This is a genomic window from Caenibius tardaugens NBRC 16725 (genome assembly GCF_003860345.1).
GTDB lineage: Bacteria > Pseudomonadota > Alphaproteobacteria > Sphingomonadales > Sphingomonadaceae > Caenibius > Caenibius tardaugens.
Genome location: NZ_CP034179.1, coordinates 4,029,826 through 4,055,336 on the forward strand (window position 1 = coordinate 4,029,826; position 25,511 = coordinate 4,055,336).

The 25,511-nt window shown below is 59.8% G+C and carries 27 protein-coding genes and 1 tRNA gene; 13 read left to right on the forward strand and 15 right to left on the reverse strand.

Features of this window, described 5'->3' with window-relative positions:
• Window positions 1-78 precede the first annotated feature (78 nt).
• The 6 genes from EGO55_RS19030 to EGO55_RS19055 all read left to right on the forward strand — a co-directional run bounded on the left by EGO55_RS19030 (window position 79) and on the right by EGO55_RS19055 (window position 3,178).
• Window positions 79-555 (forward strand): hypothetical protein, encoded by a 477-nt coding sequence (locus tag EGO55_RS19030; RefSeq protein ID WP_021690538.1) that lies wholly within the window; start codon window positions 79-81, stop codon window positions 553-555.
• 95 nt (window positions 556-650) lie between these two features.
• Complete coding sequence (locus EGO55_RS19035) at window positions 651-1,058, forward strand: helix-turn-helix domain-containing protein (protein ID WP_021690537.1); 408 nt, start codon at window positions 651-653, stop codon at window positions 1,056-1,058.
• A 339-nt stretch (window positions 1,059-1,397) separates the two neighbouring features.
• Window positions 1,398-1,826: a winged helix DNA-binding protein gene (locus EGO55_RS19040; protein WP_052023706.1), complete on the forward strand. Its 429-nt coding sequence runs from the start codon at window positions 1,398-1,400 to the stop codon at window positions 1,824-1,826.
• Window positions 1,827-1,948: 122 nt separating this feature from the next.
• Complete coding sequence (locus EGO55_RS19045; protein ID WP_021690535.1) at window positions 1,949-2,440, forward strand: Ros/MucR family transcriptional regulator; 492 nt, start codon at window positions 1,949-1,951, stop codon at window positions 2,438-2,440.
• A gap of 63 nt (window positions 2,441-2,503) precedes the next feature.
• Window positions 2,504-2,779 carry an HU family DNA-binding protein gene (locus tag EGO55_RS19050; RefSeq protein ID WP_021690534.1) on the forward strand — a complete coding sequence of 92 codons (276 nt, stop codon included), beginning with the start codon at window positions 2,504-2,506 and terminating at the stop codon, window positions 2,777-2,779.
• A gap of 213 nt (window positions 2,780-2,992) precedes the next feature.
• Window positions 2,993-3,178 (forward strand): helix-turn-helix domain-containing protein, encoded by a 186-nt coding sequence (locus EGO55_RS19055; protein ID WP_040716053.1) that lies wholly within the window; start codon window positions 2,993-2,995, stop codon window positions 3,176-3,178.
• A 67-nt stretch (window positions 3,179-3,245) separates the two neighbouring features.
• On the opposite strand, the gene aqpZ is transcribed toward EGO55_RS19055, so the two are convergent.
• Window positions 3,246-3,941: an aquaporin Z gene (gene aqpZ / locus EGO55_RS19060; RefSeq protein ID WP_021690533.1), complete on the reverse strand. Its 696-nt coding sequence runs from the start codon at window positions 3,939-3,941 to the stop codon at window positions 3,246-3,248.
• Between the two features lie 143 nt (window positions 3,942-4,084).
• Here aqpZ and EGO55_RS19065 point away from each other — a divergent pair, with 143 nt between their 5' ends.
• Window positions 4,085-4,840, forward strand: a complete 756-nt coding sequence (locus EGO55_RS19065; RefSeq protein WP_021690532.1) for a glutathione S-transferase N-terminal domain-containing protein — start codon at window positions 4,085-4,087, stop codon at window positions 4,838-4,840.
• 379 nt (window positions 4,841-5,219) lie between these two features.
• Here the strand turns inward: EGO55_RS19065 and EGO55_RS19070 are convergent.
• From EGO55_RS19070 to EGO55_RS19095, 6 genes are all read right to left on the reverse strand, one after another.
• Window positions 5,220-5,295: transfer RNA gene (locus EGO55_RS19070), tRNA-Lys, on the reverse strand.
• Window positions 5,296-5,398: 103 nt separating this feature from the next.
• Window positions 5,399-6,520, reverse strand: coding sequence for a rod shape-determining protein RodA (gene rodA, locus EGO55_RS19075; protein WP_021690531.1), 1,122 nt, complete (start codon window positions 6,518-6,520; stop codon window positions 5,399-5,401).
• Window positions 6,517-8,607 carry a penicillin-binding protein 2 gene (gene mrdA / locus EGO55_RS19080; RefSeq protein ID WP_021690530.1) on the reverse strand — a complete coding sequence of 697 codons (2,091 nt, stop codon included), beginning with the start codon at window positions 8,605-8,607 and terminating at the stop codon, window positions 6,517-6,519. Before mrdA ends, rodA begins: the two co-directional genes overlap by 4 nt.
• Window positions 8,607-9,158 (reverse strand): hypothetical protein, encoded by a 552-nt coding sequence (locus tag EGO55_RS19085; protein ID WP_021690529.1) that lies wholly within the window; start codon window positions 9,156-9,158, stop codon window positions 8,607-8,609. Before EGO55_RS19085 ends, mrdA begins: the two co-directional genes overlap by 1 nt.
• Window positions 9,158-10,045 carry a rod shape-determining protein MreC gene (locus EGO55_RS19090; RefSeq protein WP_021690528.1) on the reverse strand — a complete coding sequence of 296 codons (888 nt, stop codon included), beginning with the start codon at window positions 10,043-10,045 and terminating at the stop codon, window positions 9,158-9,160. The genes EGO55_RS19085 and EGO55_RS19090 overlap by 1 nt, the downstream gene beginning before the upstream one ends.
• An 85-nt stretch (window positions 10,046-10,130) precedes the next feature.
• Window positions 10,131-11,177, reverse strand: coding sequence for a rod shape-determining protein (locus EGO55_RS19095; RefSeq protein WP_021690527.1), 1,047 nt, complete (start codon window positions 11,175-11,177; stop codon window positions 10,131-10,133).
• A gap of 173 nt (window positions 11,178-11,350) precedes the next feature.
• On the opposite strand from EGO55_RS19095, the gene mutL reads away from it, so the two are divergent.
• Window positions 11,351-13,168 (forward strand): DNA mismatch repair endonuclease MutL, encoded by a 1,818-nt coding sequence (mutL, locus tag EGO55_RS19100; protein ID WP_021690526.1) that lies wholly within the window; start codon window positions 11,351-11,353, stop codon window positions 13,166-13,168.
• A complete protein-coding gene (locus EGO55_RS19105) occupies window positions 13,168-13,668 on the forward strand; it encodes a hypothetical protein (protein WP_021690525.1) in 501 nt (166 codons plus the stop codon). The genes mutL and EGO55_RS19105 overlap by 1 nt, the downstream gene beginning before the upstream one ends.
• A 30-nt stretch (window positions 13,669-13,698) precedes the next feature.
• Here the strand turns inward: EGO55_RS19105 and EGO55_RS19110 are convergent, their stop codons facing one another.
• From EGO55_RS19110 to EGO55_RS19120, 3 genes are all read right to left on the reverse strand, one after another.
• Complete coding sequence (locus tag EGO55_RS19110) at window positions 13,699-14,160, reverse strand: MaoC family dehydratase (RefSeq protein ID WP_021690524.1); 462 nt, start codon at window positions 14,158-14,160, stop codon at window positions 13,699-13,701.
• Between the two features lie 8 nt (window positions 14,161-14,168).
• Entirely contained in the window at window positions 14,169-15,269 is a 1,101-nt protein-coding gene (gene ychF, locus EGO55_RS19115) for a redox-regulated ATPase YchF (protein ID WP_021690523.1), read from the reverse strand.
• Between the two features lie 125 nt (window positions 15,270-15,394).
• On the reverse strand, window positions 15,395-16,396 hold the full coding sequence (locus EGO55_RS19120; protein ID WP_021690522.1) for an SDR family oxidoreductase: 1,002 nt from the start codon (window positions 16,394-16,396) through the stop codon (window positions 15,395-15,397).
• A 105-nt stretch (window positions 16,397-16,501) separates the two neighbouring features.
• Here EGO55_RS19120 and EGO55_RS19125 point away from each other — a divergent pair, with 105 nt between their 5' ends.
• Window positions 16,502-17,677, forward strand: a complete 1,176-nt coding sequence (locus EGO55_RS19125) for a tetratricopeptide repeat protein (protein WP_021690521.1) — start codon at window positions 16,502-16,504, stop codon at window positions 17,675-17,677.
• A gap of 131 nt (window positions 17,678-17,808) precedes the next feature.
• Here EGO55_RS19125 and EGO55_RS19130 read toward each other — a convergent pair whose 3' ends face one another.
• The gene (locus tag EGO55_RS19130; RefSeq protein WP_210766584.1) at window positions 17,809-18,078 is read right to left on the reverse strand and encodes a PEP-CTERM sorting domain-containing protein; all 270 of its coding nucleotides are present in this window, start codon (window positions 18,076-18,078) and stop codon (window positions 17,809-17,811) included.
• Between the two features lie 292 nt (window positions 18,079-18,370).
• Here EGO55_RS19130 and EGO55_RS19135 point away from each other — a divergent pair, with 292 nt between their 5' ends.
• Window positions 18,371-19,141 (forward strand): 2OG-Fe(II) oxygenase family protein, encoded by a 771-nt coding sequence (locus EGO55_RS19135; protein WP_040716049.1) that lies wholly within the window; start codon window positions 18,371-18,373, stop codon window positions 19,139-19,141.
• Here the strand turns inward: EGO55_RS19135 and pth are convergent.
• The 4 genes from pth to EGO55_RS19155 all read right to left on the reverse strand — a co-directional run bounded on the left by pth (window position 19,125) and on the right by EGO55_RS19155 (window position 22,325).
• Window positions 19,125-19,694, reverse strand: coding sequence for an aminoacyl-tRNA hydrolase (gene pth / locus EGO55_RS19140; protein WP_021690518.1), 570 nt, complete (start codon window positions 19,692-19,694; stop codon window positions 19,125-19,127). The two genes, EGO55_RS19135 and pth, sit on opposite strands and share 17 nt — an antisense overlap.
• Before the next feature lie 74 nt (window positions 19,695-19,768).
• Window positions 19,769-20,398, reverse strand: a complete 630-nt coding sequence (locus EGO55_RS19145; protein WP_021690517.1) for a 50S ribosomal protein L25/general stress protein Ctc — start codon at window positions 20,396-20,398, stop codon at window positions 19,769-19,771.
• A 128-nt stretch (window positions 20,399-20,526) separates the two neighbouring features.
• Window positions 20,527-21,390 carry a TraB/GumN family protein gene (locus EGO55_RS19150; protein WP_021690516.1) on the reverse strand — a complete coding sequence of 288 codons (864 nt, stop codon included), beginning with the start codon at window positions 21,388-21,390 and terminating at the stop codon, window positions 20,527-20,529.
• Window positions 21,387-22,325 carry a TraB/GumN family protein gene (locus tag EGO55_RS19155; protein ID WP_021690515.1) on the reverse strand — a complete coding sequence of 313 codons (939 nt, stop codon included), beginning with the start codon at window positions 22,323-22,325 and terminating at the stop codon, window positions 21,387-21,389. Before EGO55_RS19155 ends, EGO55_RS19150 begins: the two co-directional genes overlap by 4 nt.
• A 143-nt stretch (window positions 22,326-22,468) precedes the next feature.
• On the opposite strand from EGO55_RS19155, the gene EGO55_RS19160 reads away from it, so the two are divergent.
• Together EGO55_RS19160 and glyS are read left to right on the forward strand one after the other, a co-directional pair.
• Complete coding sequence (locus EGO55_RS19160) at window positions 22,469-23,368, forward strand: glycine--tRNA ligase subunit alpha (RefSeq protein WP_040716134.1); 900 nt, start codon at window positions 22,469-22,471, stop codon at window positions 23,366-23,368.
• Entirely contained in the window at window positions 23,365-25,464 is a 2,100-nt protein-coding gene (gene glyS / locus EGO55_RS19165; RefSeq protein WP_021690513.1) for a glycine--tRNA ligase subunit beta, read from the forward strand. The genes EGO55_RS19160 and glyS overlap by 4 nt, the downstream gene beginning before the upstream one ends.
• Window positions 25,465-25,511: the final 47 nt, after the last annotated feature.

Sequence of the window (25,511 nt, forward strand, 5' to 3'; positions counted from 1 at the left end):
GTAGATGCGGTTCAGCGATGGGCCGGCAGGAGGAATTCGAAGACCGCCTCAGCCAGAATAGAAGGGACGAGTCGCGCAGTGGGAAGGGTATCGAGAACCTTCAAGCTGAAACTGTCGCCCGCCGGAGTCGAGTTGCTCCTCGACTGTCATTGCCGGCTAGGTCATCTCGTCAATGAACTGCTTCCCTTCGGCAATACTCTCTACTGCGCGCTGGTTCATCTTGATCGTATCGATACCAGGCTGATCGCGGACGATCTGAAAACCTTGCGGGAATCCGGGCTTCTGGGCGAGCGCGTCTGCTTCGTCGGCGCCCCGCTTACACTTACTGACGTCACTTCGCGCATTGCCGAAAGACTAGGGCCGGAAGCACAAAGACGCGGACCCGCGGCGTTGAACTCACGGCTCTTCATCGTTGCGTTGAAGCAATTTCGCCTGGCGCCTTCCGAAGCAATTGTGGCCGCCTATGATGCGATGCTGGAAGAGGCAGGCGATTGTCTGAAGATTGGCAGGATGCTGAGAACCCGGCGAATGGAGTTGGGTCCGATCGGGCAATAATGGCCTGAATTCCGATTGACCAATTATGTATCAGACACCAATTCTTGACTGTCGAGCTGCCGTGGCGGGCAAATTGCTGCAGTCAGGAGTAGGAGATGGCGCAGGAATGCGTGGCATCCGGCCCCGACGCATCAACGCTTGCCGAGATCAAGCAGATGTCAGGCCGGAGGATCGAAGATGGACGCAGACGCGAAGGGCTCACCCAGTCGAAGCTCGCCAAGCGGGTTGGGCTCGGTGTCAGTTGGGTCCGCGAAATCGAATCGGGCAATCCCAGAACGCGGATTGACGATCATCTGCGCTGCTCGGCGGCGCTCAGGATATCGCCCAGCTACATCTTCATTCCACTACTCTTCATGGCCCATGGCTTGCAGTTCGCGCCGCAGCTCCTGGCCGGAAATCTCTACGAACTCGAACGCCACTGGCTTCAGTTCATCATCGACCAGAACATCGCCGACATGCGCCGCATTCTCACCGGGGATAGCGGCCCAATTGCCACCCCTTAGCTGTTGGCAGCGGAATGCCGGGCCGGGTGACAAGCAATACAAAAACACTAATGCGTCGCATTCGCAATTGACTTCTCGCCTTCGAGCGGGACAGTCACAGCCGAAACGGTCCTGCCTCATCCCACGCGCCGGACACCGTTTCTCCAACCCCATGAGGAGTAATGCGTATGGCGCGCGGAGCGCGGCTTGCAGCCAACCAGAATGTTTTACCCCGATCCTTGCAAGGATGGGCTGCCCTGCAGGCTGCATCGTTGAAGGGGCCGTGCACCGACGGAGCGTTCGGTGGCCAATGATGCTTCCGAGAACGCAAGCGCGCCGGATGATTCTTCGGGTATCCTTATGCGCGACGCTGCCGAGGAGGAAAATGAGGCCGGAACCGCGGAGCCCGATCATGAAGCACTGGGGCTGCATATCGCCAACTGGTGGCTCAAGGCACGCCGGCTTCGCGAGCACATGTTCGGCTCCGCGTTGTTCGCCGACCCGGCCTGGGATATTCTGCTCGACCTCTATACCGCACGGGCCAGGGGAGAACGTGTCCAGATCACCAGCCTTTCGCTCGCCGCCCGTGTACCGCACAGCACGGCGATCCGTTGGGCGCGGATCATGACGCGCCACGGCCTGCTCGTTCGCGAAAAGGATCCGAAGGACGGCCGCAGGGTCCATGTCACGCTGAGCGAAGAGACCTGGGCGATGATGAAGGATTATCTGGAACGGCTCAGCCGCGATCCCGCCACACGGGCACCGCCATTTCTTGCGCCCGCGCGATGATGGCAGTTGCCGGCTGGTGTCACGATTGTGGGCAACCGGGTAATAGTCTTTCCTTGCAACATGCTGAGCGTTAGATCGTCTGCAGGCGGCAGATGTTGCCATAAACACGGATTGGGGGGCGAATGGAAAAGCAGCCTGACGCAGCATTGAATCTCAGCGAGTTGACGGCCGATATCGTCGCGGCGCATGTTTCGCACAATAGCGTGCCGATTTCTGATCTGCCGCTACTGATCTCCAGTGTTCATGCGGCGCTGGCCGAGCTGGGTGCCACCCCCGATAACCTGGCCGTAGTAGCACAGGAGCCTGCGGTACCTGTCAAGCGTTCCGTGAAGCCGGACCACATCATCTGTCTTGAGGACGGAAAGAAGCTCAAGATGCTGAAACGGCATCTGATGACCCATTACCAGATGACGCCCGAAGCTTATCGCACGAAATGGAATTTACCTGCCGACTATCCGATGGTTGCGCCGGATTATGCCGAGAAGCGACGCGTGTTGGCAAAGTCGATCGGCTTGGGCCGCAAACCAGGCAGCAAAGTTGCGCCGAAACCGGCACCCACGGCACCGAAGAAGGCCGGAAGGCCGCGCAAGAAACTGTCCGTCGCCATCCCCTGAACTTGACAGGCGCGGTGTACTTCACTGCGCCCTCGAAACTGCCCGATCCCAGGAGAACATCCGATGAATAATGCCGAACTCACCGAACTTGTTGCCGCCGCCAACAACCTGACCAAGGCCGATGCGAAGAAGATCGTAGATTCGGTGTTCGGCGCGATCGCCGATGCGGCAGCCAAGGGTGACGAAATTTCGCTCAATGGATTCGGAAAGTTCAAGGTAAAGCACACCCCTGCGCGTGAAGGCCGTAGCCCTGCAACCGGCGAAACGATCAAGATCGCAGCGTCGAGGAAGCTGACTTTCTCTGTGGCGAAGGCGGTCAAAGACAAATTGAATGGGTGACGAGACGGTTCATTGAGTGCCGTTCTGCACCCCACCACAATTCTGCCGTATTGAGGTGGCGCACATCTGTGCGCCACCTCAAACGCGAAATACTCATAAATCTGGCTCGTTGGGCCCAGACATTAAACTCGGATAGCAATGGCCATCCAGACGCGATAACGTCGCCCTGCTTCATGCCATCTTTCATTGGGCCTTGGCCTAAAAGGAAGATTCGTGGCCATCAACGCAAAATATCCGATGACGGTCCGCATCCCGGATGCGGTCAGCTTGACGGGCATCAGCCGCTCAACCCTGTACGTCTTGATTCGAACTCACCAGATCGAAACGGTAAAGGTCGGCAGGTCGCGATACATAGTAGTCGCTAGCCTCGAGCGTTTCATCGAGGCGAATCGTGCCTGATCCTGCCTGTGCTGACGCCCGTGGAGACAAGCCCTCTCGACCAATGGCCGCCATACCATCCGACCGGTCAGTCCGCGGCAGGGGCGATCACTGAGCGATAGGTGACCCCGCCCAGCACTCCGCCGATGATTGGCGCTACCCAGAAGACCCAGAGCTGCTGCAAGGCTATTCCGCCTTCGAAAAGCGCTGGCCCAGTACTGCGCGCTGGATTGACCGAGGTGTTCGTCACCGGAATCGAAATCAGATGGATCAGCGTTAGCCCCAGACCGATCGCGATAGGGGCAAAGCCTGCCGGCGCCCGCTTATCGGTTGAACCCATGATGATGATCAGGAAGAAGGCAGTCAGCAGAACCTCGACGATAATCGCTGCCTGCAAGCTGTAGCCGCCTGGCGAGTGTGCACCGAAACCGTTGCTGGCAAGGCCTCCGGTCCATCCGGACTTGCCGCTGGCAACCGCGAAAAGAACGGCAGCCGCGAGAATGGCTCCCGCCACTTGCGCGATGACATAGGGAATGATCTTGCGTGCCTCGAAACGGCCACCGGCCCAGAGGCCGACTGTCACGGCGGGGTTGAAATGGCCGCCCGAAACATGCCCCGCCGCATAGGCCATTGTCAGCACCGTCAGGCCGAAGGCAAGTGCGACACCTGTAAAACCGATACCCAACTGGGGGAAAGCTGCAGCCAGCACTGCGCTGCCGCAACCGCCGAAAACCAACCAGAACGTACCGAAAGCTTCCGCAAAAAGCGCGTGTGAACCTTTCATGCCATCCTCTTGTTGTCACATGCCTCGCTGGGCGAAAGTTGACCGCAAAGCAGCAGTGGGTAAAGTCGTATTTGGTGTAGGCAACGCAATGCAGTCACCTCGGTCCCAACGTCGGGCATTGGAGCGAAATGAGGACTCCTCCGATGGCCGATGCCCCCAGAACCGCACACGAGGGCCGCCGCCCGCTCCTCCTGACCCTGGCGCCTTCCCACTATTGCGAGCGTGCGCGCTGGGCGCTCGACGCGCAGGCGATCGTCTATGTTGAGGAGCGGTTGGCACCTGGTACTCACCTGCTGCGCGTCAAGCGGTTAGGCGCCTCAGCCACCTCGCTGCCCTTGCTCTTGCTCGGCGACGGTTCGCTATGCCAGGGGAGCGACCGAATTTTAGACTGGACGGGATTGCCCGGCGGGGACCCCGAGATTGAGCGACGGCTGGAGCAGAAGACGGCGCCGCTCATTCGCCAGTGCCTCTACGCTGGGCTACTGCCCGATCCGCGGTCAGGCATTCGCGACGTGCTGCTGCGCGGCACGAGGAAGCGCGATGCGACCATCGGGTGGCTGACCTGGCCGCTGCTGCGGCGAATCATGGCTGCGGGCATGAATGCGCGGCCCCATCTTCTGCCAGACCTGATTGCGCAAGTGGACAGCGAATTCGACTGGTTTGACCGAGTGCTCGCCGAGCGCGGCGATTATCTGGTCGGCCGAAAGTTTGGTCGCGCCGACCTGACTGCCGCCAGTCTGCTGGCGCCCGTCGCTGTACCGCAGGTGGAGCCGGTGAAGAGCCTCTCTGCAGGAATTCGGTGGCCGCGGTCGCTTGCCCCCTTCCTTGCGAAATGGTCGGATCGGCCGACGTTGAAATGGGTGCGCCATGTGTATGAGGCTCACCGAGCACCACTGTAGCGCTTGCCTATCCGGCATGGCTAATGTCCACGATTGGGAGCTGGCCGACATTCGAACGAGATGCTGTCCGCCTACCAATCCCCTTGCAAGCTGCTCACCGCGTCGGTGCTTCAAAACTCACGTCGACAGGGAAGGAAAGGGAGGAGGCATGGTGCGGTCTTAACCGAGGCGGGAGGTGCTATAAGATGACTTGCTTCTCTCGACGCACCCGTGATTCGGATCGGCCGGCCAACTGAGCAGCGAACTGAATGTCCCGAAGGCGTGGAATGGGAGGAAGCGTGGTGCAACCTATACGCAACCTAATTTCGAAAACTAGGTTGCAGGACGACCGAAGTCGATCGGATCGCCCTTATAAGTCATTGTTTTTATAAGGAGAAAATGGTGGACGCACTAGGGCTCGAACCTAGGACCCGCTGATTAAGAGTCAGCTGCTCTACCAACTGAGCTATGCGTCCATTCCCGACTTCGGGTACCGCACGATTCGTGCGGTGGCACCCCTATAGCCGGTGTTTTTCGAGAAGAAAGGGGGGTAATGATATTTTTTATTAAATTATTGTTTTAGCTAGATAAACTTCGGCTTCCGCTGGTTCTGTTCCAGCGATCAATCATCATCAATGTGCCTATGCAGAGCATGTTGGTCAGCATCGATGAACCGCCGTGGCTCATAAAGGGCAGGGGAATGCCCACAACGGGGGCAAGACCCATGACCATCATCAGATTGATCGCGATGTAGAAGAAAATCGTTACGGTCATGCCCGCCGCAAGCAGGCGTGAAAACCTGTCGGGAGCCCTGTTCGCGACACCCATCCCCCAGCGCAGGATAATGGCGAAAATGGCCAGGACGAAAAGCCCGCCAAGAAGGCCCCATTCTTCCGCCATTGTCGCGAAAACGAAATCGGTATGCGGTTCGGGCAAGTAGTTCAGGTGGCTTTGCGAACCCTGTCCAAACCCTTTTCCGGTCAGGCCGCCTGAACCGATTGCGATTTTGGACTGGGTGATGTGATATCCGGCCCCCAGCGGATCGCTTTCTGGATCGAGGAATGTCGTGACCCTGCGGCGTTGGTAGTCATGCAGGCCGAAGAAATAGGCGATGGGCGCAATAACGAGCCCCGCAGCGCCCGCAGTGGCGAACCAACGGAATGGCAGCCCCGCCAGAAACATGATCACCACACCGCCGAAAGCAATGGCCAGCGCAGTCCCCAGATCAGGTTGCAGCAGGACAAGTAGCATGGGAAACCCGATCAGACCGCCAGCAGGCACGAGCGCGCGCCAACTGCCCACCAGATTCGCGGGCAAGGTGCTGTAAAAGCGCGCCAGAACCAGCACGATGGCTGGTTTCATAAACTCTGAAGGCTGCAGCACAATGAAGCCAAGATCGAGCCACCGCTGACTGCCGCCGCCGATAGCCCCAAGCGTCTCCACCAGAATCAGAAGCAAAAGAACAGCGATATAAATGGGATATGCTGAAAACTTGACCAAGTCCTGAGGAAAGCGTGACATGATCAGCGCCATCGTCAGGAAGACACCATAACGAATTAGGTGTGAATCAGCGTAAGCCCCCATGTTTCCTGCAGCGGCGGAATAGAGCACGCTCGAGCCGAACAGCACCAATGCCGTCAGCGGAAGGATCACCTGCCACGGCAGGCTTGCAATGGGTGCGGGAACGATGGAGGATCTCATTCCTGCGCTCCTGCCGATGTCGTACCTGCCGGGGCCGATAGCGGGGTGGGGGGCGTTGCAGGTGATGGCGTCTCGGGCGGTTCTGCCCCCGGATTGGTAACCTCGTTGGCTATGGGGCTCGTTTGCGCAGCCGCGGCGCGGTCACGTTCTTCGACCTTGCGAACGGCGTCGTCCACGCTGGGCGCCTTCGGGGCACCGCTGCCGTAGAGACGGGAATACGAGGCGTATCGTGTCGCCATTCGTTCCTGCGGTGTGCCACCCCACTGCTTTTCCAGTTCAAGCAGTTTGTCCATTGCCACCTGCGGGTTGAACAGGAAGGTCGTGACATCGCGTGCGATCGGATAGGCGGCACTCGAACCACCACCATGTTCGATCACCACCGCGCCCGCATAGCGGGGGTTGTCGAACGGTGCGAAGAAAATGAACAACCCATGATCGCGGTACTTCCATGGACCGCCTTTCCCGCTCGACACGTTGAGCGACACCACTTGCGCTGTTCCCGTCTTTCCGGCCATTTGCACGTCGGGAAGGGGCAGCTTTGCCCGTCCCGCAGTGCCCCGGCCATTGACCACCTCATTCATCGCGTTCTGGATGATCTGGACGTGATCGCCATGGAAGTTCATGGATTCGATCTTGGGTTTATCGTGCCCCAAAAGCAGCCGAGGCATGAGCTTTTTGCCTGTCGCCAGCCGGGAGGCCATCACTGCAAGTTGCAGCGGGCTCGCGAGCATGTACCCCTGACCGATCGTGGCATTCACCGTGTCAAACGATTGCCATTCGCGCCCGAATTTCTTCATTTTCCAGGCGGGATCCGGCACTGTTCCGTAAAACTGGCTGGCGACGGGTAGCGGAAATTCCTGGCCCATGCCGAGGCGCTTGGCCATCGGCGCGATCACATCCATGCCCAGTTGTTGCGCGAAATGATAAAAATAAACGTCGCAACTTTGGTAGATGGCCTTTGCCATATCGACCGTGCCGTGGCCCCGCCGGTTCCAGCAGTGGAACACACGATTGCCTACGCGTAGACCGCCACCACAGAATGTGGTGGCATGCGGATCCAGGCCTGCTTCAAGGAAGGCCATCGAAACCATTGGCTTGACGGTGGAACCGGGCGGATACAGCCCTTTCAGTACCTTATTGCGTAACGGAACGTGATCATCTTCCGACAGCATTTTCCATTCAATGCGGCCGATGCCATCGGAAAAGCTGTTGGGGTCGAAACTGGGCATCGACGCCAGGCAAAGCAGGTCGCCGGTCAGGCAATCCACAACCACCACAGAGCCGGATTCAAGCCCGATACGGCGCGCGGCATAGTCTTGCAGAGGGCCGTTGATGGTCAGCTTGATCGACTGCCCCTGGACGTCCTCACGCGTTTCAAGATCGCGCACGATGCGGCCGCTCGCGGTGACTTCCATGCGCCTTGCGCCGGGCTGCCCCCGCAATTCCTTCTCGAACTGCTTCTCAACCCCGTCTTTGCCCAGCTTGAAACCGGGGGTGATCAGCAGCGGTATTTTTTCCTTCTCGTATTCTTGCGCCGATGCCGCACCGACATAGCCGATGAGATGCCCGACTGAAGGGCCAGTGGGATAATACCGGCTGTAACCGCGCTGGGGCACGACGCCCGGCAGATCGGGCAAACGCACACTTACGGCTGCGAAACGATCCCAGTCGAGACCGCTGGCGACTTCGATTGGTTGCCAGCCCTTGGCATCGTCGAGTTTGTCTTTCAGATCCTGAATTTCGATTGGCGAAAGACGTAGCAACGAACCCAGTGTGTCGATTTCCCGTGCTGGGTTCTGCATGCGGTCGGGGATGATATCGACGCGAAAGTCCGCCTTGTTCGATGCCAGCGGCGCCCCGTTGCGGTCGAGAATCCATCCACGGCGCGGGGGAATAAGCGCCAGGTTAACCCTGTTGCTCTCCGCCTCCATCTTGTACTTTTCGTTCTCGGCAACCGAGATGTAGGCCATGCGTCCGGCGAGAAGCAGCCCAACACCGCCCTGGACCGCGCCGATCACCGCACTGCGCCGGTCAAACCTGTTCTGCAGTGTCGCCTGCGTGACATGCTGCGTAAATTTGCGCGGCATCAGCCAATTGTCCGGAAGCGACGGAGACGGAAACGATCAAGAAAAGCCACAAGACGCCCGAACATGGGATAGAGGAGGATGGACAGAATGAGTTGCGGAGCGAGAAGCGAAAGCAGGCCGCCCACCGATGCTCCGGCGATAAGTGCGCATACGATAATATAGACTGCAATCGCCGCGCTGCCCACCAGCCAATCCTGCGCGAAACCCCGCCATGGGAAGCGCGTTTCAAAGATTTCGAGGGCAATCAGGGTGAGCGACCACAGCAACATGGCATTGCCAAAGGGCTGTCCGCTGAACAGATCATCCACGAAGCCGAGGGGCAGCCCGGCCCAGACCGGCAGCAATCCCGGGCGTACCAGCCGCCATGCGATCAGAACGATAAATCCCACGGGCGGCAGCAGGGGCATCGACGCCATGATCGGGAAGATGGGCAAAATCGATGCGATGATGATTGATGCCCACGGGATCATACGGGCAACGAAGGGTGAATGGGTGCGGTTGATCCTTCCGCCAAAACCATCGCGACCCGTTGCCGAACGATACTCCACCATCAGCGAATTTCTTCGCGTTGTTGCGCGTTGACAACGGCCCGTGCTTCGGGCTGCCAGATCGGGTCCACCGCGACATAATCGGTTGCTGCAGGGTCGCTCAACACGCGGGCGATCGCGCCGTCGCGATTGATATGCGATGCGATCGCAACCGCAATGCCGGGACGGTAGAGGCCGCCAGCGCCAGAGGTGACGAACACATCACCGACCTTGAGCGGATTGATGCCTAGATTGACAAGGCGCAGGCGCAATGTGCCATCGGCGCGGCCTTCTGCGAAGGCCACGACATCGTCCGTCGTCCGGCGAACGGGAACGAGGCTTTCGGTATCTGTTAGCAGAAGAACGCGGGAACTGTGCGATCCGGTTTCCAGCACGCGCCCGACAAGCCCCTTGGGGCTGCGCACCGGCATACCGGGCCGGACACCGTCGGAACGGCCAGCTGAAAGATAGGCGAAACGGCGTGTGCTTGATCCGGTTGAGCCGATGAGCCGGGCCATGGTCACGGGTTTGACCTCACCTTCGCGCAGGCCGAGCATCGCCTTGAGGCGCGCGTTTTCAGCCTTGATCGCGTCGGCTTCGGCCAGGCGGACCCGCGCAATCTCGTTTTCTTCCTTAAGGCGCGCGTTCTGGTTGCCGGCATGGATATAGCCGGCGATTGTTCCCACAGCACCTTGCGAACCGGTTCGTGTTTCGGCGCCAAGCTCTCCGGCCGGCGTGAACAGATCGCTCGCCATGCCGCGCAGCCCGGCAAAGGCTGCCGGGTTGAGCAGGGCAATGACAAGCAGAATGGCGCCAAGCACAGCACCAGCTCCGGCCGCCACATACCCGGTGAACAGGGTATATTGCGCCTTGCGTGAATAGCCCGGGTTTCGAGATTTCGGGGGCGCCATCAGCGCCTTCTCCCTAATGGTGCAGGACGCACGGGTCCTGCCCACATCTGGCCGGCGCCGATCATTCGTCGCCGGGGTCCTTGCATCAGGCGGTCATCAGCACGCCGCGAAAAACCGGATCTTCCATGGCCCGGCCGGTGCCCAGGGCCACACATGATAACGGATCTTCGGCCACGCTGACTGGCAGGCCGGTTTCTTCGCGTAAATGCTGATCCAGTCCGCCGATCAGGGCGCCACCACCCGTGAGTACGATGCCCTGGTCGACAATGTCGGCGGCGAGTTCAGGGGCGGTGTTTTCCAGCGCGATACGCACACCTTCCACAATCGCACTGATCGGTTCGGAAAGCGCCTCTGCGATATTCGCCTGGCTGATCGTGATTTCTTTCGGCACGCCGTTCACGAGATCGCGGCCCTTCAGCGTGATGGGTTCGCCAACGCCATCTTCAGGCACGATGGCGCAACCGTAATCTTTCTTGATCCGTTCTGCCGTCGCTTCGCCGATCAGCAGATTGTGGTGACGGCGGACGTAGGACACGATCGCTTCGTCCATCTTGTCACCACCGGTGCGCACACTGGTGGTATAGGCCAAGCCGCGAAGGGACAGTACGGCCACTTCGGTGGTGCCGCCGCCGATATCGACGACCATCGAACCAACCGGTTCCGTCACCGGCATATCGGCGCCGATCGCGGCTGCCATCGGTTCGAGAATCAGATAGACTTGGCTGGCGCCCGCGTTGGATGCCGCATCGCGGATAGCGCGGCGTTCGACCGAGGTCGAGCCGGATGGTACGCAGATCACGATTTCCGGATAGCGGAACATGCTCTTCTTGCCGTGCACCTTGCGGATGAAGTGCTTGATCATTTCTTCGGCGATTTCGATATCGGCAATCACGCCATCGCGCAGCGGGCGGATCGCTTCGATATTGTCAGGCGTTTTACCCATCATCATTTTGGCGTCATCACCCACGGCCTTCACCCGCTTGACACCGTTGATAGTTTCAATCGCCACGACCGATGGTTCATTCAGTACGACACCGCGATCCTGCACGTAGACCAGCGTATTCGCCGTTCCCAGATCGATTGCGATGTTCTGGGAGCCGAATTTGAAAAACTGCGAAAAGAAAGAACTCATCGATGAATCCGTCTGATTTCCGGGCGAGAATCGCGAAACGTGGCCCGGTTAAGCCAAGATGGTCGGAGCCTTAACCGAAAGAGCCAGGATAGGCCAAAAAATTGTGTAGAAAGATGCAAGAGTTTTGCACCGCTCATCTCGAATTTGCCTCGCTACGTGGCTAGGGTACCGCAATGCCTGTCATTCGCCGTCTGCCCGAAACACTTGTCAACCGCATCGCTGCGGGGGAAGTGGTCGAACGACCGTCATCTGCGCTCAAGGAACTCCTTGAAAACGCAATAGATGCTGGTGCAGCGCGCATTGCGGTTTCGCTGGGGGAAGGGGGGCTTTCGCGGATCGAAGTGACCGATGACGGCTGCGGGATGGAGCCGGAAGATATGGCACTCGCGCTGGAACGGCACGCCACGTCGAAATTACCCGATGAAGCGATTGAACAGGTGCGCACGCTGGGCTTTCGCGGGGAAGCTTTGCCATCGATTGCCAGTGTCGCCCGGCTGACACTGGAAAGCCGGACCCGCACGGCGCAGCAAGGGTGGAAGCGGGTCGTCGATCATGGCGTGGTGACTGAAGAAGGCCCTGCTGCCTTGCCGCCCGGAACCCGGGTGCGGGTGGAGCACTTGTTCGGCAAAGTGCCCGCGCGGCGGAAATTTCTGCGTACCGCGCGCAGCGAATACGCGGCTTGTCTGGATATTGTCCGGCGGCTTGCACTGGCCCGGCCCGATATCGGCTTTACCTTCGAGCACGATGGTCGGCGAGTACTGGCCGTGCAGGGCGGCGAGGGGCTGGCGGCACGCGTGGCGCAGATTGTCGCGCGTGAACTGGGCGACAATGGGGTCGCCATCGATCTCGAACGGGGCGATATGCGGCTGACTGGGGTTGCAGGGCTGCCCACCTATAACCGCGGTGTGGCGGACCATCAGTATCTGTTCGTCAATGGTCGGCCGGTAAAGGACCGGTTGCTGACGGGGGCGGTGCGCGGTGCTTATGCAGATATGCTGGCGCGCGATCGGCATGCCGTGCTTGCGCTGTTTCTGGATATCGCCCCCGAAGAAGTCGATGTGAATGTTCACCCGGCGAAGACGGAAGTCCGCTTTCGCGATGCGGCGGCTGTGCGCGGCTTTATCGTGTCTGGTCTGCGCGAAGCCCTGTCCACCGGGGATCGCCGCAGCGCACAGACCCCTGCCGCTGATGCGATGGGCCGGTGGCAGGTTGAGCCTTCGCAGCCACCATTTGCCCCGGCTGAACCGTCGCCTGCCTTGCGCTCCATGTTTACGGGGCGAGACTGGTCGCGCCCTTCCACAGGGCTTCGCGAGGCCAGTCAGACATGGCGCAGTTTTGAAGCAGAGGTGATGGCGGCCCCGGCAGGGCGTGCGGAACAGGCAGAAGATGCCCCGACCGATGCTGAAGCATTTCCGTTGGGTATCGCACGCGGCCAGGTCGCCAATACGTACATCGTGGCGGAAGCGGCCGATGGGCTGGTGATTGTCGATCAGCATGCCGCGCATGAAAGGCTGGTACTGGAGCGACTGCGCGCTGGTGGTGCGGAAGAAAAGGTTGCCGCCAGTCAGGCCCTGCTGATCCCCGAAGTGGTGGAACTCGATGAACCGGCCTGTGACCGGCTTGAAGAACAGGCGGCGCATCTGGCAGGCCTCGGGCTATCGATCGAACGGTTTGGCCCCGGCGCCATGCTGGTGCGTGCGATGCCCGCCGCGATCAAGGGGGGCGATCCGCACAAACTGTTGCAGGATCTGGCCGATGATATTGCTCTGCATGGGGCCTCCCTGCTCTTGGGCGAGAAACTGGATCTCGTGCTGGCGACAATGGCGTGCCACGGTTCCGTGCGGGCAGGGCGTTCGCTTTCGGTCGCGGAAATGAATGCCCTGTTGCGCGAGATGGAAAGTACACCGCGATCCGGGCAATGCAATCATGGCCGGCCAACTTGGGTGAAGCTGTCCATGGCCGATGTCGAGAAACTGTTCGGGAGGCATTGATGCGCGTTTTTCCGGTATTTCTTGCGCTGTCTGTGCTGGCGGCATGTACTGACAACCTGACTCCGGCAGAGGAAACCGCGCGTGATGAACGCGATATCGCGCTGGTGGAGAAGGCAAACCGTGGCACGGCTCTGCCAATCGCCCCGCAACCAATTCTTTTTCCCGATATCGAACGCTACAAACTCTATGAAGTGACCTGTGCGTTCGTGGGAAAAAGTGGGGGGCTTGGTGCGATCATGCTGGCCCGCGCCGACGACGGTTACATGAAGCTGAATGACAAGATGATCCGCTTCGCTGCGGATAAGGGCAGTGCCGAACTGCCTTATGGCGCACACGCGCGGTACACGGGAAAGAAATATGCCTTCACTCTGGCGCCGGCACCGGGTTCCAGCCGTCGTTCGGGCACGGAAACAACCGATTACAAGGGGGATCTGACGGTTGAGGATGGCAAGGGCAATGTCGTGTTCAAGGATGCCGGCTCTGTCCAGTGCGGCAGCTGATCCGCTTGGCGCCGCTGATGTGATCGCGGGCTATGCGTTATCGGCAGCGGGATCGCGCAGTGCGAATATGCCGATAGCCGTCATGTCCAGTACGATGACATTGTCCTGATTGAAGGTTGTCATCCGGGTCCACACGCTGCCAATTTCCGGGCGTGAGCGGCTGCGATGTTTCCGCAAAATCTCGGTTTCCATACTCAGGATATCGCCGGGATAGACGGGTCTGGTCCAGCGCAGCTCATCAATTCCGACACCGCCGTGGCTGGCGTGCGGAATATCCTGAATATGTTCGACAAACATTGCCATGGTCATGGCGCAGGTATGCCAGCCGCTCGCGGAAATGCGGCCGAAATGGGTTTTGGCGGCTTCTTCGTCCGACAGGTGGAATGGATGCGGATCGAACTTGCGCGCGAAATCGAGAACATCCTCGCGCTGGACTTCGTAACGTCCGAAACGCTCCGTTGTGCCGACGAGCATGTCCTCGAAATAGATCATGGCTGCGTTCAGACGTTGAACTTGAAGTGCATGATATCGCCATCCTGCACCACGTATTCCTTGCCTTCCTGTCGCAGTTTGCCCGCATCACGCGCAGCAGATTCACCGCCCAGCGCGATGTAGTCGTCATAGGCGATCGTTTCGGCCCGGATGAAGCCCTTTTCAAAATCGGTGTGAATTTCACCGGCTGCCTGCGGGGCTTTCGCGCCATTGTGGAAGGTCCAGGCGCGGGCTTCCTTGGGGCCAACCGTGAAAAAGGTCTTCAGGCCGAGCAACTGGTACCCGGCGCGAATGACGCGGGCGAGGCCGGTTTCCTCAAGGCCGAGTTCGGAGAGGAATTCACCCCGTTCTTCAGGCTCCATGCCAACCAGTTCGGATTCGATGGCTGCGGACACAACAACCGCCTGCGCCCCTTCGGCTGCCGCCTTTTCAAATACCTGAGCGGACAGTGCATTTCCGGTTGCGGCATCGCCTTCAGCGACATTGCAGACGTACAGCACGGGCTTTGCCGTCAGGAGCTGGGCCTGTTGGAAAACACGGGCTTCCTCATCATCGCGGGGTTCGGTCAGCCGGGCTGGCTTGCCTTCGCGCAGCAGATCGAGGGCCTGACCCAGCACGCTGGCGGCAATTTTGGCTTCCTTGTCACCGCTCGTGGCACGCTTTTGTGCTGCGGGGACGCGCTTTTCGAGGCTTTCAAGGTCGGAGAGCATCAGTTCTGTCTCGACGACTTCGGCATCGGTGATGGGGTCAACCTTGTTCGCCACATGCTGGATGTCATCATCCTCGAAGCAGCGCAGAACATGGACGATGGCGTCCACTTCGCGAATGTTCCCGAGGAACTGGTTGCCCAGTCCTTCACCCTTGCTGGCGCCCTTCACAAGGCCCGCAATGTCGACAAACCCAAGCTGGGTGGGAATGATCTTTGCAGAACCGGCGATCTGCGCAACTGTATCCAGCCGGGCGTCTGGCACGGAAACCTGCCCCACGTTGGGTTCGATGGTGCAGAAGGGATAATTGGCTGCCTGTGCCGCCTGCGTCTCGGTCAACGCATTGAACAGCGTCGATTTGCCGACATTGGGCAGGCCCACAATTCCGCAACGGAAACCCATTATTGCTCCTTCACCAAAGGGTCGCGACCAGAACGGCAATTTGCCGCAGGATCAGGGCAGGGCGCTTATACGCTTTGCGCGCGGAATCAAGCTGCGCAACGCAAACAGCCTGCGCTACGGGGCGTTTACGCCCCCAGAACAATCTCTGATGCTGCAGAAAAAGGTCCGCTTCCCAGCATCTTGCGCTGCACATCTGCGCAAACGGTGTTGATCGGGTCTTGTGGCGAAGGCGTGGAAGCCACAGCACTGCGCAAGGGGCGGTCTTTCGGCGGCGTGGCTATCAGCCTTGCAATGGCGTGGGGGATGTCCATCGGATCGCTGGCAACAGCAGTGGAAACCGATTTGCCCATTTGCGCCACGAATCCGGGATAGGCTGCCTTGCGTTCGTCCGGTTCGCGATCGCGCAGCGCGACAGATGAGGCGTTGGAATTTTCCATGATCCGCGTCGGATATCCGCCAGGTTCGATGATGCCCACGCCAATCCCCAGCGTCGCCACTTCGTAGGCGAGTTGTTCAGCCCAGGATTCAACTGCAAACTTGCTGGCGGAATAGGCGCCGAGTCCGGGAAATACGACCCGCCCCGCCTGCGACGCCATGTTGACGATATAACCAGATCGCGCCTTGCGCATTGCCGGCAGCACGGCGCGGGCCATGCGCTGACAGCCGAACAGGTTGGTATCGAACAGCAAGCGCAAGGCTTCCGGGTCCTGCATTTCCACAGGTCCGGTGATCATGACCCCCGCATTGTTGACGAGGACGTCGATCGCGCCGCCAGCAAGGCGTTCGGCTTCGCTGACTCCGGCCGCAACCTGCGCGTCGTCCAGCACATCGATTTCCAGCAAGGTGATATCGAGCTTGGCATCTCGGGCCAGTTTTTGCAGGGCTTCGGCCTCGGGCCGTGGCAGGTTACGCATGGTGGCGAAGACCTTGGCGCCGAGGCGTGCGTAGTGCTCTGCCCCCAGTCGTCCGAAGCCGGTAGCTGCACCTGTGATGAGAATGGATTTGCCGGATAGATCGGGCTGGCCGCTCGTTTGGCCGGATTTCTGGGCCGCGGCAGCGGGCACGGCGGCTGTAGCCCCCAAGGCGACACTGCCCACAAGAAGGGCGCGGCGATCCAGATCTGGCATGACTTTTCTCCCTGAAGATGTTCTTGCCCAAGCCTATGAGGCCGTCCATCGCGCGGCAAGGGTATTCATTCTAAAGCGTATTATCTGGAACCTGGGGTAAATGTGATGAGTTTGCTGAGATACCTGATCCTGCCTGTCGTTTGCGGGTTGGCGCTCGGGGCATGCAATCCCGATCCGCAGGAGCAATGGGCCCGCGCGAAACAGGCCTACAGTGTGCACGATTATCAGACCGCGCGCGTGGATTTGATGGCGGCGCTGAAAACGCGGCCCGACGATCCCGTGTTCCTTGAACTTCTCGTCAGAACCCAGATCGCTCTGGATGATGGGGATGGCGCGGAAACCACGTTGCAGCATCTGCAGACGATCGGGAAGGCGCCCGCCGACCATGTGATCCTCGCTGCCGACGCAGCGTTGCTGAAAGGGCAATTTGCACATGCCCTGTCTCTGGTTAACACGCATGACAGCGCGGAAGCGGCCCGGATTCGCGGGCTTGCCTTGCTGGGCCAAGGTAAAGTTGCTGAGGCGGGAAAGATCCTGGGCAGCGATTTGGAAAGCAGCGGCCCGCGATCCGCACTCATGGCGGCCTACGCGCGTTACCTGCTGGATGAGGGCGAACTGGCGGAAGCCGACAGGCTGGCGCGCCAGGCGCTGACGGATAACGGTGAGGAGCGCGTCGCCTTGCAGGTGCTGGCAGGTGTGGCCGCAGCGCAGGGGCGCCATGCCGCCGCGCTGCTTGCGAACGAGCGTCTGCTCAAGATCTATCCGCATGATCTGACAGGCCTGTTCGGGACGGTCTCAGCCCTCGGTGAACTGGGGCGGATCGACGAGATTGAACCAGTTCTGGGTAAAATCGAGAGGCTTGCGCCGCAGCACCCCAGCGTGGTCTTCGTGAAAGCCAGGCTGGCGGCGGAACGAAAAGATTGGGCGAAGGTTCGCGCGATATTGCAACCGCTGGAACGGGATATAGATACGCGCCCGGAATTGCAGTGGCTCTATGCGCAGGCCTTTCTCAATCTTGGCCAGGTCGAACAGGCGCGCGCCTATCTGTCGCCGCTGTTGCTGCATGAGCCGCACAACGGGGATGTGCGTCTGGCACTGGCGCAAGTGCAAATCGCCGGGCAGGATAGAAGGGCGGCACTGGCAACCTTGCGTCCGTTCGCGGATGATCAGCAGGCTTCAGTGCAGGCGCTCGATCTTTTGGCGCGCGTGGCCGGGGAGGAAGGCGATCCCCAAGCTGGCATCTATGCAGCGAGAGCGCGTGCCGTACGCAATGGATCGTGAAAGGGGCACTTGCGCAAGCCTGTCGTTGCGGGTGATCTGACATTCGCACAGTTACAAAAAGACGCCTCTCCGGGGAGGAGAGGCGCCAGTTTGCTCTCGGGAGCTATCCTCGAGCGAAAGTGAATAGTGGGTTACGATTTGTTGCGTGCTTTCCGGCGGCGCAGCACGGCAACCGCGATCAGACCCGCACCAGCCATCGCCAGCATACCCGGTTCAGGCACTTCATTTCCGGACGAGGAGGAGCCGGTGGTGGTGCCACCCGAAGATGTCGTGGTTGTGGTGCCGCAATGCTTCTTGCAACCACCCGAGCTCCAGCCGCCCGAAGAACCCCATGTGGCCATCGCCGGCGACGCCATGGCGAGCGTGCTCAATGCAGCGAAGATGGTCAAAGTCTTTTTCACGGTACCTGTCCCCTGGTTAGCCAATAAGATTACGCTGGTTTATCGGTGGTAAAGCAAATTCTGTGCCAACCGCGATTAATCAGGGTGCTAGATGGTTAATCAGTGAATCTGGAATGGCTGAGTGTAAATTAATCCAACACTATTTATGCTAACCGGCGGCGTCTTAGGTAAACGGGCGGCGCGACACACGGTTTTGCGCAGGATCAAAGCATAATGGGGAAGGATTCACGCATAGCCCTTGCGTCACCGTTGCGCGCAGCGGATACGGAGGGGGTACAGTTTGAGCAAGGTCATGACCAACACATTCAAAAAACTTAATCTTGTGTTCTCAACGCCGATCCCGGTTTACGAGATCGCGGACTTCGCACGGATCAATGCCGATATCATCGAGGAGATTCGCGTCCGTCGCGAAAAGGAACAGGGCATGGTCCGTTCCAACCGGGTTGGCTGGCACAGCGATCTGGATTTCTTTGCCCGCAAGGAACCTGCGCATCGGGAACTGGCGCAGAAAATCATGCAATGTCTCGCCGACGCGACGCAGCGTGTGGCGGATAAGGACAAGCTGGCGAACTTGCGGCTTGAATGCGATGGCTGGGTGAACGTCAATCCCAAGGGGGGCTACAACGTGCCCCATGATCATCCCGGTGCGTTCTGGTCGGCGGCCTATTATATTCAGGTGCCGGAACCCGCGAATGGCGGCATGGCAGGTGCGATCGAATTTATCGACCATCGTTCGGCACCCCCGGGGCAGGGGTTGGTGCAATCGCCTTATATGCGGTCCTTGCATGCGATGCGCCCGACGCCGGGAACATTGGTGGTTTTCCCGAGCACGTTGAAGCACTGGGTCCATCCGAATGACGCGGATGAGGATCGGATCACCATTGCGATCAATGCCAAGGTCGCCGTCGATCCGGAGAAGATGCGTCAGGCCCAACTTGACGCCGCCCATGAATCGGTGCGGCAGGTCCCTGGATTGAGCGAAGGGGCGGAGGCAGATGCGTCGGCTGCTCCTGCCGACAATGCGGGGCGGAAGGCGAAAAAGCCGGCTAAGACGAAAGCCTGAGCGCCAGTTCGCTCATAAAGCGGGCGTCGTCCCCTTTGGTCAACCAATCGGCCTCGGCGGCGATCCCGCCGAGCATGTCGGCCAGATCGTCCAATTCTGTCTTGGCATAGTTGCCCAACACATAGGATGTCACCCGGTCCTTGTGGCCGGGATGGCCTATGCCGATCCGGACCCGGCGAAAATCAGGCCCCAAATGCTGCGCGATCGAGCGCAACCCATTATGGCCCGCGGTGCCGCCGCCCTGCTTCACTTTGACCTTGAACGGAGCAAGGTCCAATTCGTCATGGAACACGGTCAGGGCGTCTGGTTCGAGTTTGTAGAAGCGCATCGCTTCTGAGACGGCGCGTCCGCTTTCGTTCATGAACGTTGCCGGCTTGAGCAGGATAACCTTCTCATTGCCGATCCGCCCTTCCTGCACCCAGCCGGCAAACTTTTTCTGTACCGACCCGAAATTGTGGATTTCCGCAATCACGTCCACGGTCATAAAGCCGACGTTGTGCCGGTGCATCGCATATTGCGGTCCCGGATTTCCCAAACCTACCCAAAGTTGCATGGGGGCTCCCTAAATGAAAAACGCCGGCCGCGCGAGTGCGGGCCGGCGTGTTTTCCGGTTGAAGCAGAAAAAGCTCAGCCTTCGCTGGCTTCTTCCACTTCGCCTTCGCCGGCAGCGTCGGCTTCAGCACGCTTGAGCGCGGAAGGCGCCACAATCGTTGCAATCGTGAAATCGCGGTCCGTGATGGCGCTTTCGGCACCAGCGGGCAGCTTCACATTGCTGATGTGGATGGAATCGCCAACGTCGCGACCGGTCACGTCGATTTCGATTTCCGACGGAATCTTGTCTGCTTCGCAGATCAGGTCGAGTTCGTGGCGCACCACGTTCAGCACGCCGCCCTTCTTGAGGCCCGGCGAAGCGTCTTCGTTGGTGAACAGCACCGGCACCAGCACTTCGACTTTGGCGTTCTTGGCGAGACGCAGGAAGTCGACGTGGATCGGGCGGTCGGTGACGGGATGGAAGGCGACATCCTTGGGCAGGGTGCGCACGCTCTTGCCACCCACTTCGATCATGACGATCGAGTTGGCGAAGTGACCGGTGCCGAGTTGGCGGACCAGTTCCTTCTCTTCAACGTGGATGGTCTGGGGTTCTTCCTTGCCGCCATAAATCACGGCGGGGACACGGCCAGCGCGACGCAATGCACGGGAGGCTCCCTTGCCTGCCAGTTCGCGCGCTTCTGCCGGCAACGTAAGAGCGTCGCTCATCTGCTTACCTTTCGAAAACGGTTTGATACATTTTTCGCGCTACGCCTCCAGGGATGACCATAGCCGCGAAGCGCGGGCCCCTATAGGCAAATCCCCGGAATTGCAAGCGCTACGCCGCACGGCGCGCATCATTGCACGCGGCGAACCGTGAAGCCTTTCCCCGCCAGCAGTGCAGGTAGCCCTTCCGGCCCAGCCATATGTGCCGCGCCGACGGCCACGAAGGGATGTTGGTGGCCCTTGATCATATGGGCGATCCTGTCGCTCCACGCGCGGTTGCGGTCAACCAGCAGGGCAGCGCGCAACTCCGGGTCTGCCATCATGCCGCGATGGGTTTCGGCAGCGATGGCATCAATATCGCCACGGCGCCAATATCCTTCGACGATCCTTTCCTCATTCCTTGCGTCGGCTGCTTCGGCAACGATCGCGTTGAGGAGATCGCGTTGTTCCTTTTCCGGCAGCGTATCAAACAGGCGCAATTGCGCTTCCGTACCTTCCAGTTCGGCAACCGGTTTGCTTCCTGCCATGGTTATCAAGGTGCGGTCGACCCCGGCATCGTTGTCTGCCTTGCGGGCCGCCTGCGCCAAAGTCAGCGCGGCCGCCCAGGTTTCGACACGGGCAAACTGGTTCTCACTGATGCCCGCCTGTTGCAGCAATTGCACCAGCGCCGGGCGATTGGCAGCGGTCACTTTGGAAGAGAGCGTCGCTTGCCCGGGGGTCTCGGCGAGGCGAGTGAATATGGCCTGCATGGCCGCGCGGTCATCCAACTGGCGGATTTCCAGCAGGAGGGTGTCCGATTGTGCAAGGGCCGCCTCTATAGCGGGAGAACGCCATTCGACATTCTCGGGCAGGGCATGGATCGTGCCGAACAGCCACGCCTGTTGGCCATCAGGGGCAGTGACTTCCCAAAAGGCGGGTGTTGCCGGTTCGGGTGGTTTGCTGCAGGCACTGATCAGTAACATCGCAGCCAGTGCCAGGACCGATCGCAGGTTCATTTGACGCGCGCGCTCACAATGCCGAGTGTCGAAAGTTGATCCTGCACGCTGCCCGGGCCAGCAAGGTGCCCCGCGCCCACCGCCATGAAGACAGTGCCGGGTTGCTCCAGCCGTTTGACGATCCAGTTTGTCCAGTTCTTGTTGCGACTGGTCACGAGCTTCTCGAACACGACCGGATCGACTTCCTGCGAATTCATCAGGCTGGCGAGGCGATCGGCATCCCCAGCCAGCCACGCATCGACCATCTCATCGAGCTGGCGTTTGGTTTCGGGCACCGCAGCGGAAACCTGGCCCAGATAGGCGATCTGCAGATCCTGAGGCAGGGAATCGAACAAATCGAGCTGGAATTCCATGGTTTCCAGCGCAGATCGTTTTGTCCGGGACGGTGCATTGCGATCAAGCACGACCTCGACCCCGCTGTTCATGTCATACCCTGCGGCAAGAAGCGGAAGGATCGTCAGGTTTAGTGCCGCAAACCACGGCTTCTGCCCATCAAAGGTGCCCGCTGGTAGCCCCAGTGTGCCAAGCGCCTGTTCCAGCGACTGCCGGTTTTCTGGCGGCAGCAGGGCACGCAGGTTTTCCCCGGCGGGCAATGACGCCTTGGCCAGCAACAATTCCGGTTTGGCGCTGGTGTTGGCCAGATCGACTTCTGTGACGAGTTCATCAGCGGATTGCAGCGCGGGCGCGATATCGGGTTCGAACCAGGATACGTCTTTCGCCAGAAGGTGCACGGTGCCGAAGAGATAGATCGTGGTATCCTGATCCGCGACTTTCCACAGCGCCGGGGTGCCTTTGCGCGGGGCCGGTGCGGGCGTGGGCGCAGTGGCTGCTACTTGCGGGGTGGCTGATGGCTTTTTGGCCAGTGCCGGTGGCGCGGCCAGCGCGATGGAGAGGGCGCCAACGGCTGTAGCGATCAGGTATTTTGGAAATTTCATCGTATCAACTTGCCCCGGCAAAGGTTGCAACCTTGTGAACAGTGCTTCTATCGATGCTACAGCCCGCGTGAAACCGTGTTTTTCAATCGTTCTTTTGCGATGCGGCATTGACCCGAACAGGCCCTTACGCCATGGGCCGCGCCATGAGTGATGGCCGCGCAATGTGCCTGCAGGATATGATCCTCGCGCTCCACGAATACTGGGGTGCGCAGGGGTGCCTTATTCTGCAGCCCTACGATATGAGAATGGGGGCGGGCACGTTCCATCCCGCAACGACCTTGCGTGCGCTGGGGCCGGAGCCGTGGAATGCGGCCTTCGTGCAGCCCTGCCGCCGTCCGACGGACGGTCGCTACGGCGAAAACCCGAACCGGATGCAGCATTATTACCAGTATCAGGTAATTCTGAAGCCGAGCCCGGAAAATCTACAGGAACTCTATCTCAAGAGCCTGGAAGTGATCGGGATCGATCCGCTCAAGCACGATATCCGTTTCGTCGAGGATGACTGGGAAAGCCCCACTCTGGGCGCCTGGGGTCTGGGCTGGGAAGTCTGGTGTGACGGGATGGAAGTCACCCAGTTTACCTATTTCCAGCAGATGGGCGGGTTCGACTGCAAGCCGGTCGCCGGCGAACTGACCTACGGGCTCGAACGTCTGGCCATGTATATTCAGGGCGTCGACAACGTTTACGATCTTGCCTTCAACAACCATGGCGTAACCTATGGCGACGTGTTTCACGAAAACGAGGTGCAGATGAGCACCTGGAATTTCGAGGTCGCCAATACGGAAAGCCTGTTCGAGCTGTTCCGCAAGGCCGCGGAAGAGTGCGAGAACTGTCTGGCCGCCAATCTGCCGATTCCCGCCTATGAACAGGCGATCGAGGCCAGCCACATCTTCAACCTGCTGCAGGCGCGCGGCGTGATTAGCGTGCAGGAACGCGCCAGCTACATGGGGCGTGTGCGCGAACTGGCACGGGGATCGTGCGAAGCCCACATGGCCAAGGAAGCCGCTCGCTGGGCGGAAAAGTTTCCGGGGTGGACGGCATGAGCGATTTCCTCCTCGAACTGCGTTGCGAAGAAATTCCCGCACGTATGCAGGCTGGCGCACGCGCCGAACTGGAAAAGCTGTTTCGCAAGGAAATGGCCGATTCCGGTGTTGCCTTTGGCGAACTGACTGTCTGGTCGACCCCGCGTCGGCTCGCCCTGATCGCGCGGGCCTTGCCGGAAAATACCGAGGCGGTTCGCGAAGAAGTGAAGGGACCGCGTAGTTCCGCCCCGCCGCAGGCGCTTGAAGGGTTTCTGCGCAAGACCGGGCTGACCCAGGATCAACTCGAAGATCGCGATGGCGTGTACTTCGCCATAACGGAGAAGCCCGGACGCGCTGTGAAAGCGGTTCTGGCTGAAGCTATTCCCGCGATCATCCGCGCGTTCGCCTGGCCCAAATCGATGCGTTGGGGGAAGGCCTCGCTGTCGACGGAAAGCCTGCGCTGGGTTCGGCCGCTGTCGGGCATCGTTGCCATTCTGGGCGATGATCTGGTGGAATGCGGCGTTGGCAGCGTGGTTTCGGGCTATGTCACGCTGGGGCATCGCTTCCATTGCCCGGGTGAGATCACCATCGGCAATGCTGGCGATTACGCCGAAAAATTGCGTGCCTGCCATGTTATCGTCGATCACGCCGAACGCGAAAGCATTGTTCGTAAGGGGGCACAGGCCGCAGCGTCGCAGGCCGGGCTGGTTTTGGTGGAAGATGAAGGGCTCGTCGTTGAGAATGCGGGGCTGACCGAATGGCCGGTTCCCTTGTTGGGCCGGTTTGACGAACAATATCTCGAGGTTCCACCTGAAGTTATTCAGCTAACTGCCCGTACGAACCAGAAATATTTTATCTGTCGCGATTCTGGCGGAGCGTTGGCCAATGCCTTCGTGTGCACGGCCAATATCGCCGCGCACGATGGCGGTGTGGCGATTGTCGATGGCAATCGCAAAGTGCTCGCCGCGCGGTTGTCCGATGCCCGCTTCTTCTGGGAACAGGATCGCAAGAAGACGCTGGCCGATCATGCGGTAAAGCTGGGCAATATCGTCTTCCATGAAAAGCTTGGCACGGTGGCCGACAAGGTCGACCGTGTGGCCACGTTGGCGCGGCAACTGGTGGCGCAGGGTATCGTGCAGGGCGCGGACCCGGCGGAAGCCGAACTGGCAGCGCGGCTCGCCAAGGCAGATCTGGTTACCGAGATGGTCGGTGAATTCCCTGAATTACAGGGACTTATGGGCGGTTACTACGCTCGCGCCGAAGGGCAAAGCGATGCTGTGGCCGATGCCGTGCGCGATCACTACAAGCCAGTCGGGCAGGGTGATGATGTCCCCACCGCTCCGCTTACGGTTGCCGTCAGCCTGGCGGACAAGCTCGACACCTTGCGCAGCTTCTTCTCCATCGACGAAAAGCCAACCGGTTCGAAAGATCCCTTCGCGCTGCGGCGGGCGGCATTGGGCGTCATTCGGCTATTGACTGAAAATGGCCTGCGGATGCGCGTGGCAGATGGGGATTTGCTCGATTTCTTTGCGGACCGTCTCAAGGTTCAGCAGAAAGAAGCGGGTGTCCGTCACGATCTGATCGATGCGGTTTTCGCGCTTGGCGGCGAAGACGATCTCGTGCGCCTGTTGGCTCGCGTCCATGCCTTGCAAGCGTTCATCCGAACGGAAGACGGCGTCAATCTGCTCGCCGGATACAAACGCGCGGCCAATATCCTGAAGAAAGAGGAATGGCTGGGCATCGAAGGCGAAATAGCCCGGACTGGCGAGGAAGACCCGTTGGCCCAGGTGGACGATCCCGATCTCGCCCCGGTGATTGCGGCAAAGCTGGCGGAACGCCACGGGAAAGAACTTTCCTACACGCCGGAAATCGCGGAAAAAGCGCTGATCGATGCGCTGGATGCGGCGGAGCCCAAGGCGGCCTCTGCTGTCGGGATGGAAGATTATGCCGGAGCGATGGCGGCTCTTGCGTCGCTCCGTATGCCGATTGACGCATTCTTTGACGAGGTTACGGTCAACGATAGCAATCCGGACAAACGTGCCGCGCGGCTCGATCTGCTGGCGCGTTTCCGTACTGCAGTGCATAAAGTGGCGGATTTCTCACGTATTGAGGGGTGAGCGGTTCTCCGCTCAGAACAGTGTCAACTGTGTCAACTTCTCCCAAT

Excerpts from the sequence above, each read along its gene's own strand:
- EGO55_RS19090 (WP_021690528.1), bottom strand. The coding sequence starts at position 10,045 with ATGGCGCCCCCGAAATCTCGAAACCCGGGCTATTCACGCAAGGCGCAA.
- mutL (WP_021690526.1), top strand. The coding sequence starts at position 11,351 with ATGCCTGTCATTCGCCGTCTGCCCGAAACACTTGTCAACCGCATCGCT.
- EGO55_RS19065 (WP_021690532.1), top strand. The coding sequence starts at position 4,085 with ATGGCCGATGCCCCCAGAACCGCACACGAGGGCCGCCGCCCGCTCCTC.
- EGO55_RS19135 (WP_040716049.1), top strand. The coding sequence starts at position 18,371 with ATGACCAACACATTCAAAAAACTTAATCTTGTGTTCTCAACGCCGATC.
- EGO55_RS19085 (WP_021690529.1), bottom strand. The coding sequence starts at position 9,158 with ATGGTGGAGTATCGTTCGGCAACGGGTCGCGATGGTTTTGGCGGAAGG.
- glyS (WP_021690513.1), top strand. The coding sequence starts at position 23,365 with ATGAGCGATTTCCTCCTCGAACTGCGTTGCGAAGAAATTCCCGCACGT.
- rodA (WP_021690531.1), bottom strand. The coding sequence starts at position 6,520 with ATGAGATCCTCCATCGTTCCCGCACCCATTGCAAGCCTGCCGTGGCAG.
- pth (WP_021690518.1), bottom strand. The coding sequence starts at position 19,694 with ATGCAACTTTGGGTAGGTTTGGGAAATCCGGGACCGCAATATGCGATG.
- EGO55_RS19050 (WP_021690534.1), top strand. The coding sequence starts at position 2,504 with ATGAATAATGCCGAACTCACCGAACTTGTTGCCGCCGCCAACAACCTG.
- EGO55_RS19145 (WP_021690517.1), bottom strand. The coding sequence starts at position 20,398 with ATGAGCGACGCTCTTACGTTGCCGGCAGAAGCGCGCGAACTGGCAGGC.
- EGO55_RS19110 (WP_021690524.1), bottom strand. The coding sequence starts at position 14,160 with ATGATCTATTTCGAGGACATGCTCGTCGGCACAACGGAGCGTTTCGGA.
- EGO55_RS19040 (WP_052023706.1), top strand. The coding sequence starts at position 1,398 with ATGCGCGACGCTGCCGAGGAGGAAAATGAGGCCGGAACCGCGGAGCCC.
- EGO55_RS19155 (WP_021690515.1), bottom strand. The coding sequence starts at position 22,325 with ATGAAATTTCCAAAATACCTGATCGCTACAGCCGTTGGCGCCCTCTCC.
- EGO55_RS19095 (WP_021690527.1), bottom strand. The coding sequence starts at position 11,177 with ATGAGTTCTTTCTTTTCGCAGTTTTTCAAATTCGGCTCCCAGAACATC.
- EGO55_RS19160 (WP_040716134.1), top strand. The coding sequence starts at position 22,469 with ATGAGTGATGGCCGCGCAATGTGCCTGCAGGATATGATCCTCGCGCTC.
- EGO55_RS19125 (WP_021690521.1), top strand. The coding sequence starts at position 16,502 with ATGAGTTTGCTGAGATACCTGATCCTGCCTGTCGTTTGCGGGTTGGCG.
- EGO55_RS19150 (WP_021690516.1), bottom strand. The coding sequence starts at position 21,390 with ATGAACCTGCGATCGGTCCTGGCACTGGCTGCGATGTTACTGATCAGT.
- aqpZ (WP_021690533.1), bottom strand. The coding sequence starts at position 3,941 with ATGAAAGGTTCACACGCGCTTTTTGCGGAAGCTTTCGGTACGTTCTGG.
- EGO55_RS19045 (WP_021690535.1), top strand. The coding sequence starts at position 1,949 with ATGGAAAAGCAGCCTGACGCAGCATTGAATCTCAGCGAGTTGACGGCC.
- EGO55_RS19120 (WP_021690522.1), bottom strand. The coding sequence starts at position 16,396 with ATGCCAGATCTGGATCGCCGCGCCCTTCTTGTGGGCAGTGTCGCCTTG.
- ychF (WP_021690523.1), bottom strand. The coding sequence starts at position 15,269 with ATGGGTTTCCGTTGCGGAATTGTGGGCCTGCCCAATGTCGGCAAATCG.
- mrdA (WP_021690530.1), bottom strand. The coding sequence starts at position 8,607 with ATGCCGCGCAAATTTACGCAGCATGTCACGCAGGCGACACTGCAGAAC.
- EGO55_RS19105 (WP_021690525.1), top strand. The coding sequence starts at position 13,168 with ATGCGCGTTTTTCCGGTATTTCTTGCGCTGTCTGTGCTGGCGGCATGT.
- EGO55_RS19035 (WP_021690537.1), top strand. The coding sequence starts at position 651 with ATGGCGCAGGAATGCGTGGCATCCGGCCCCGACGCATCAACGCTTGCC.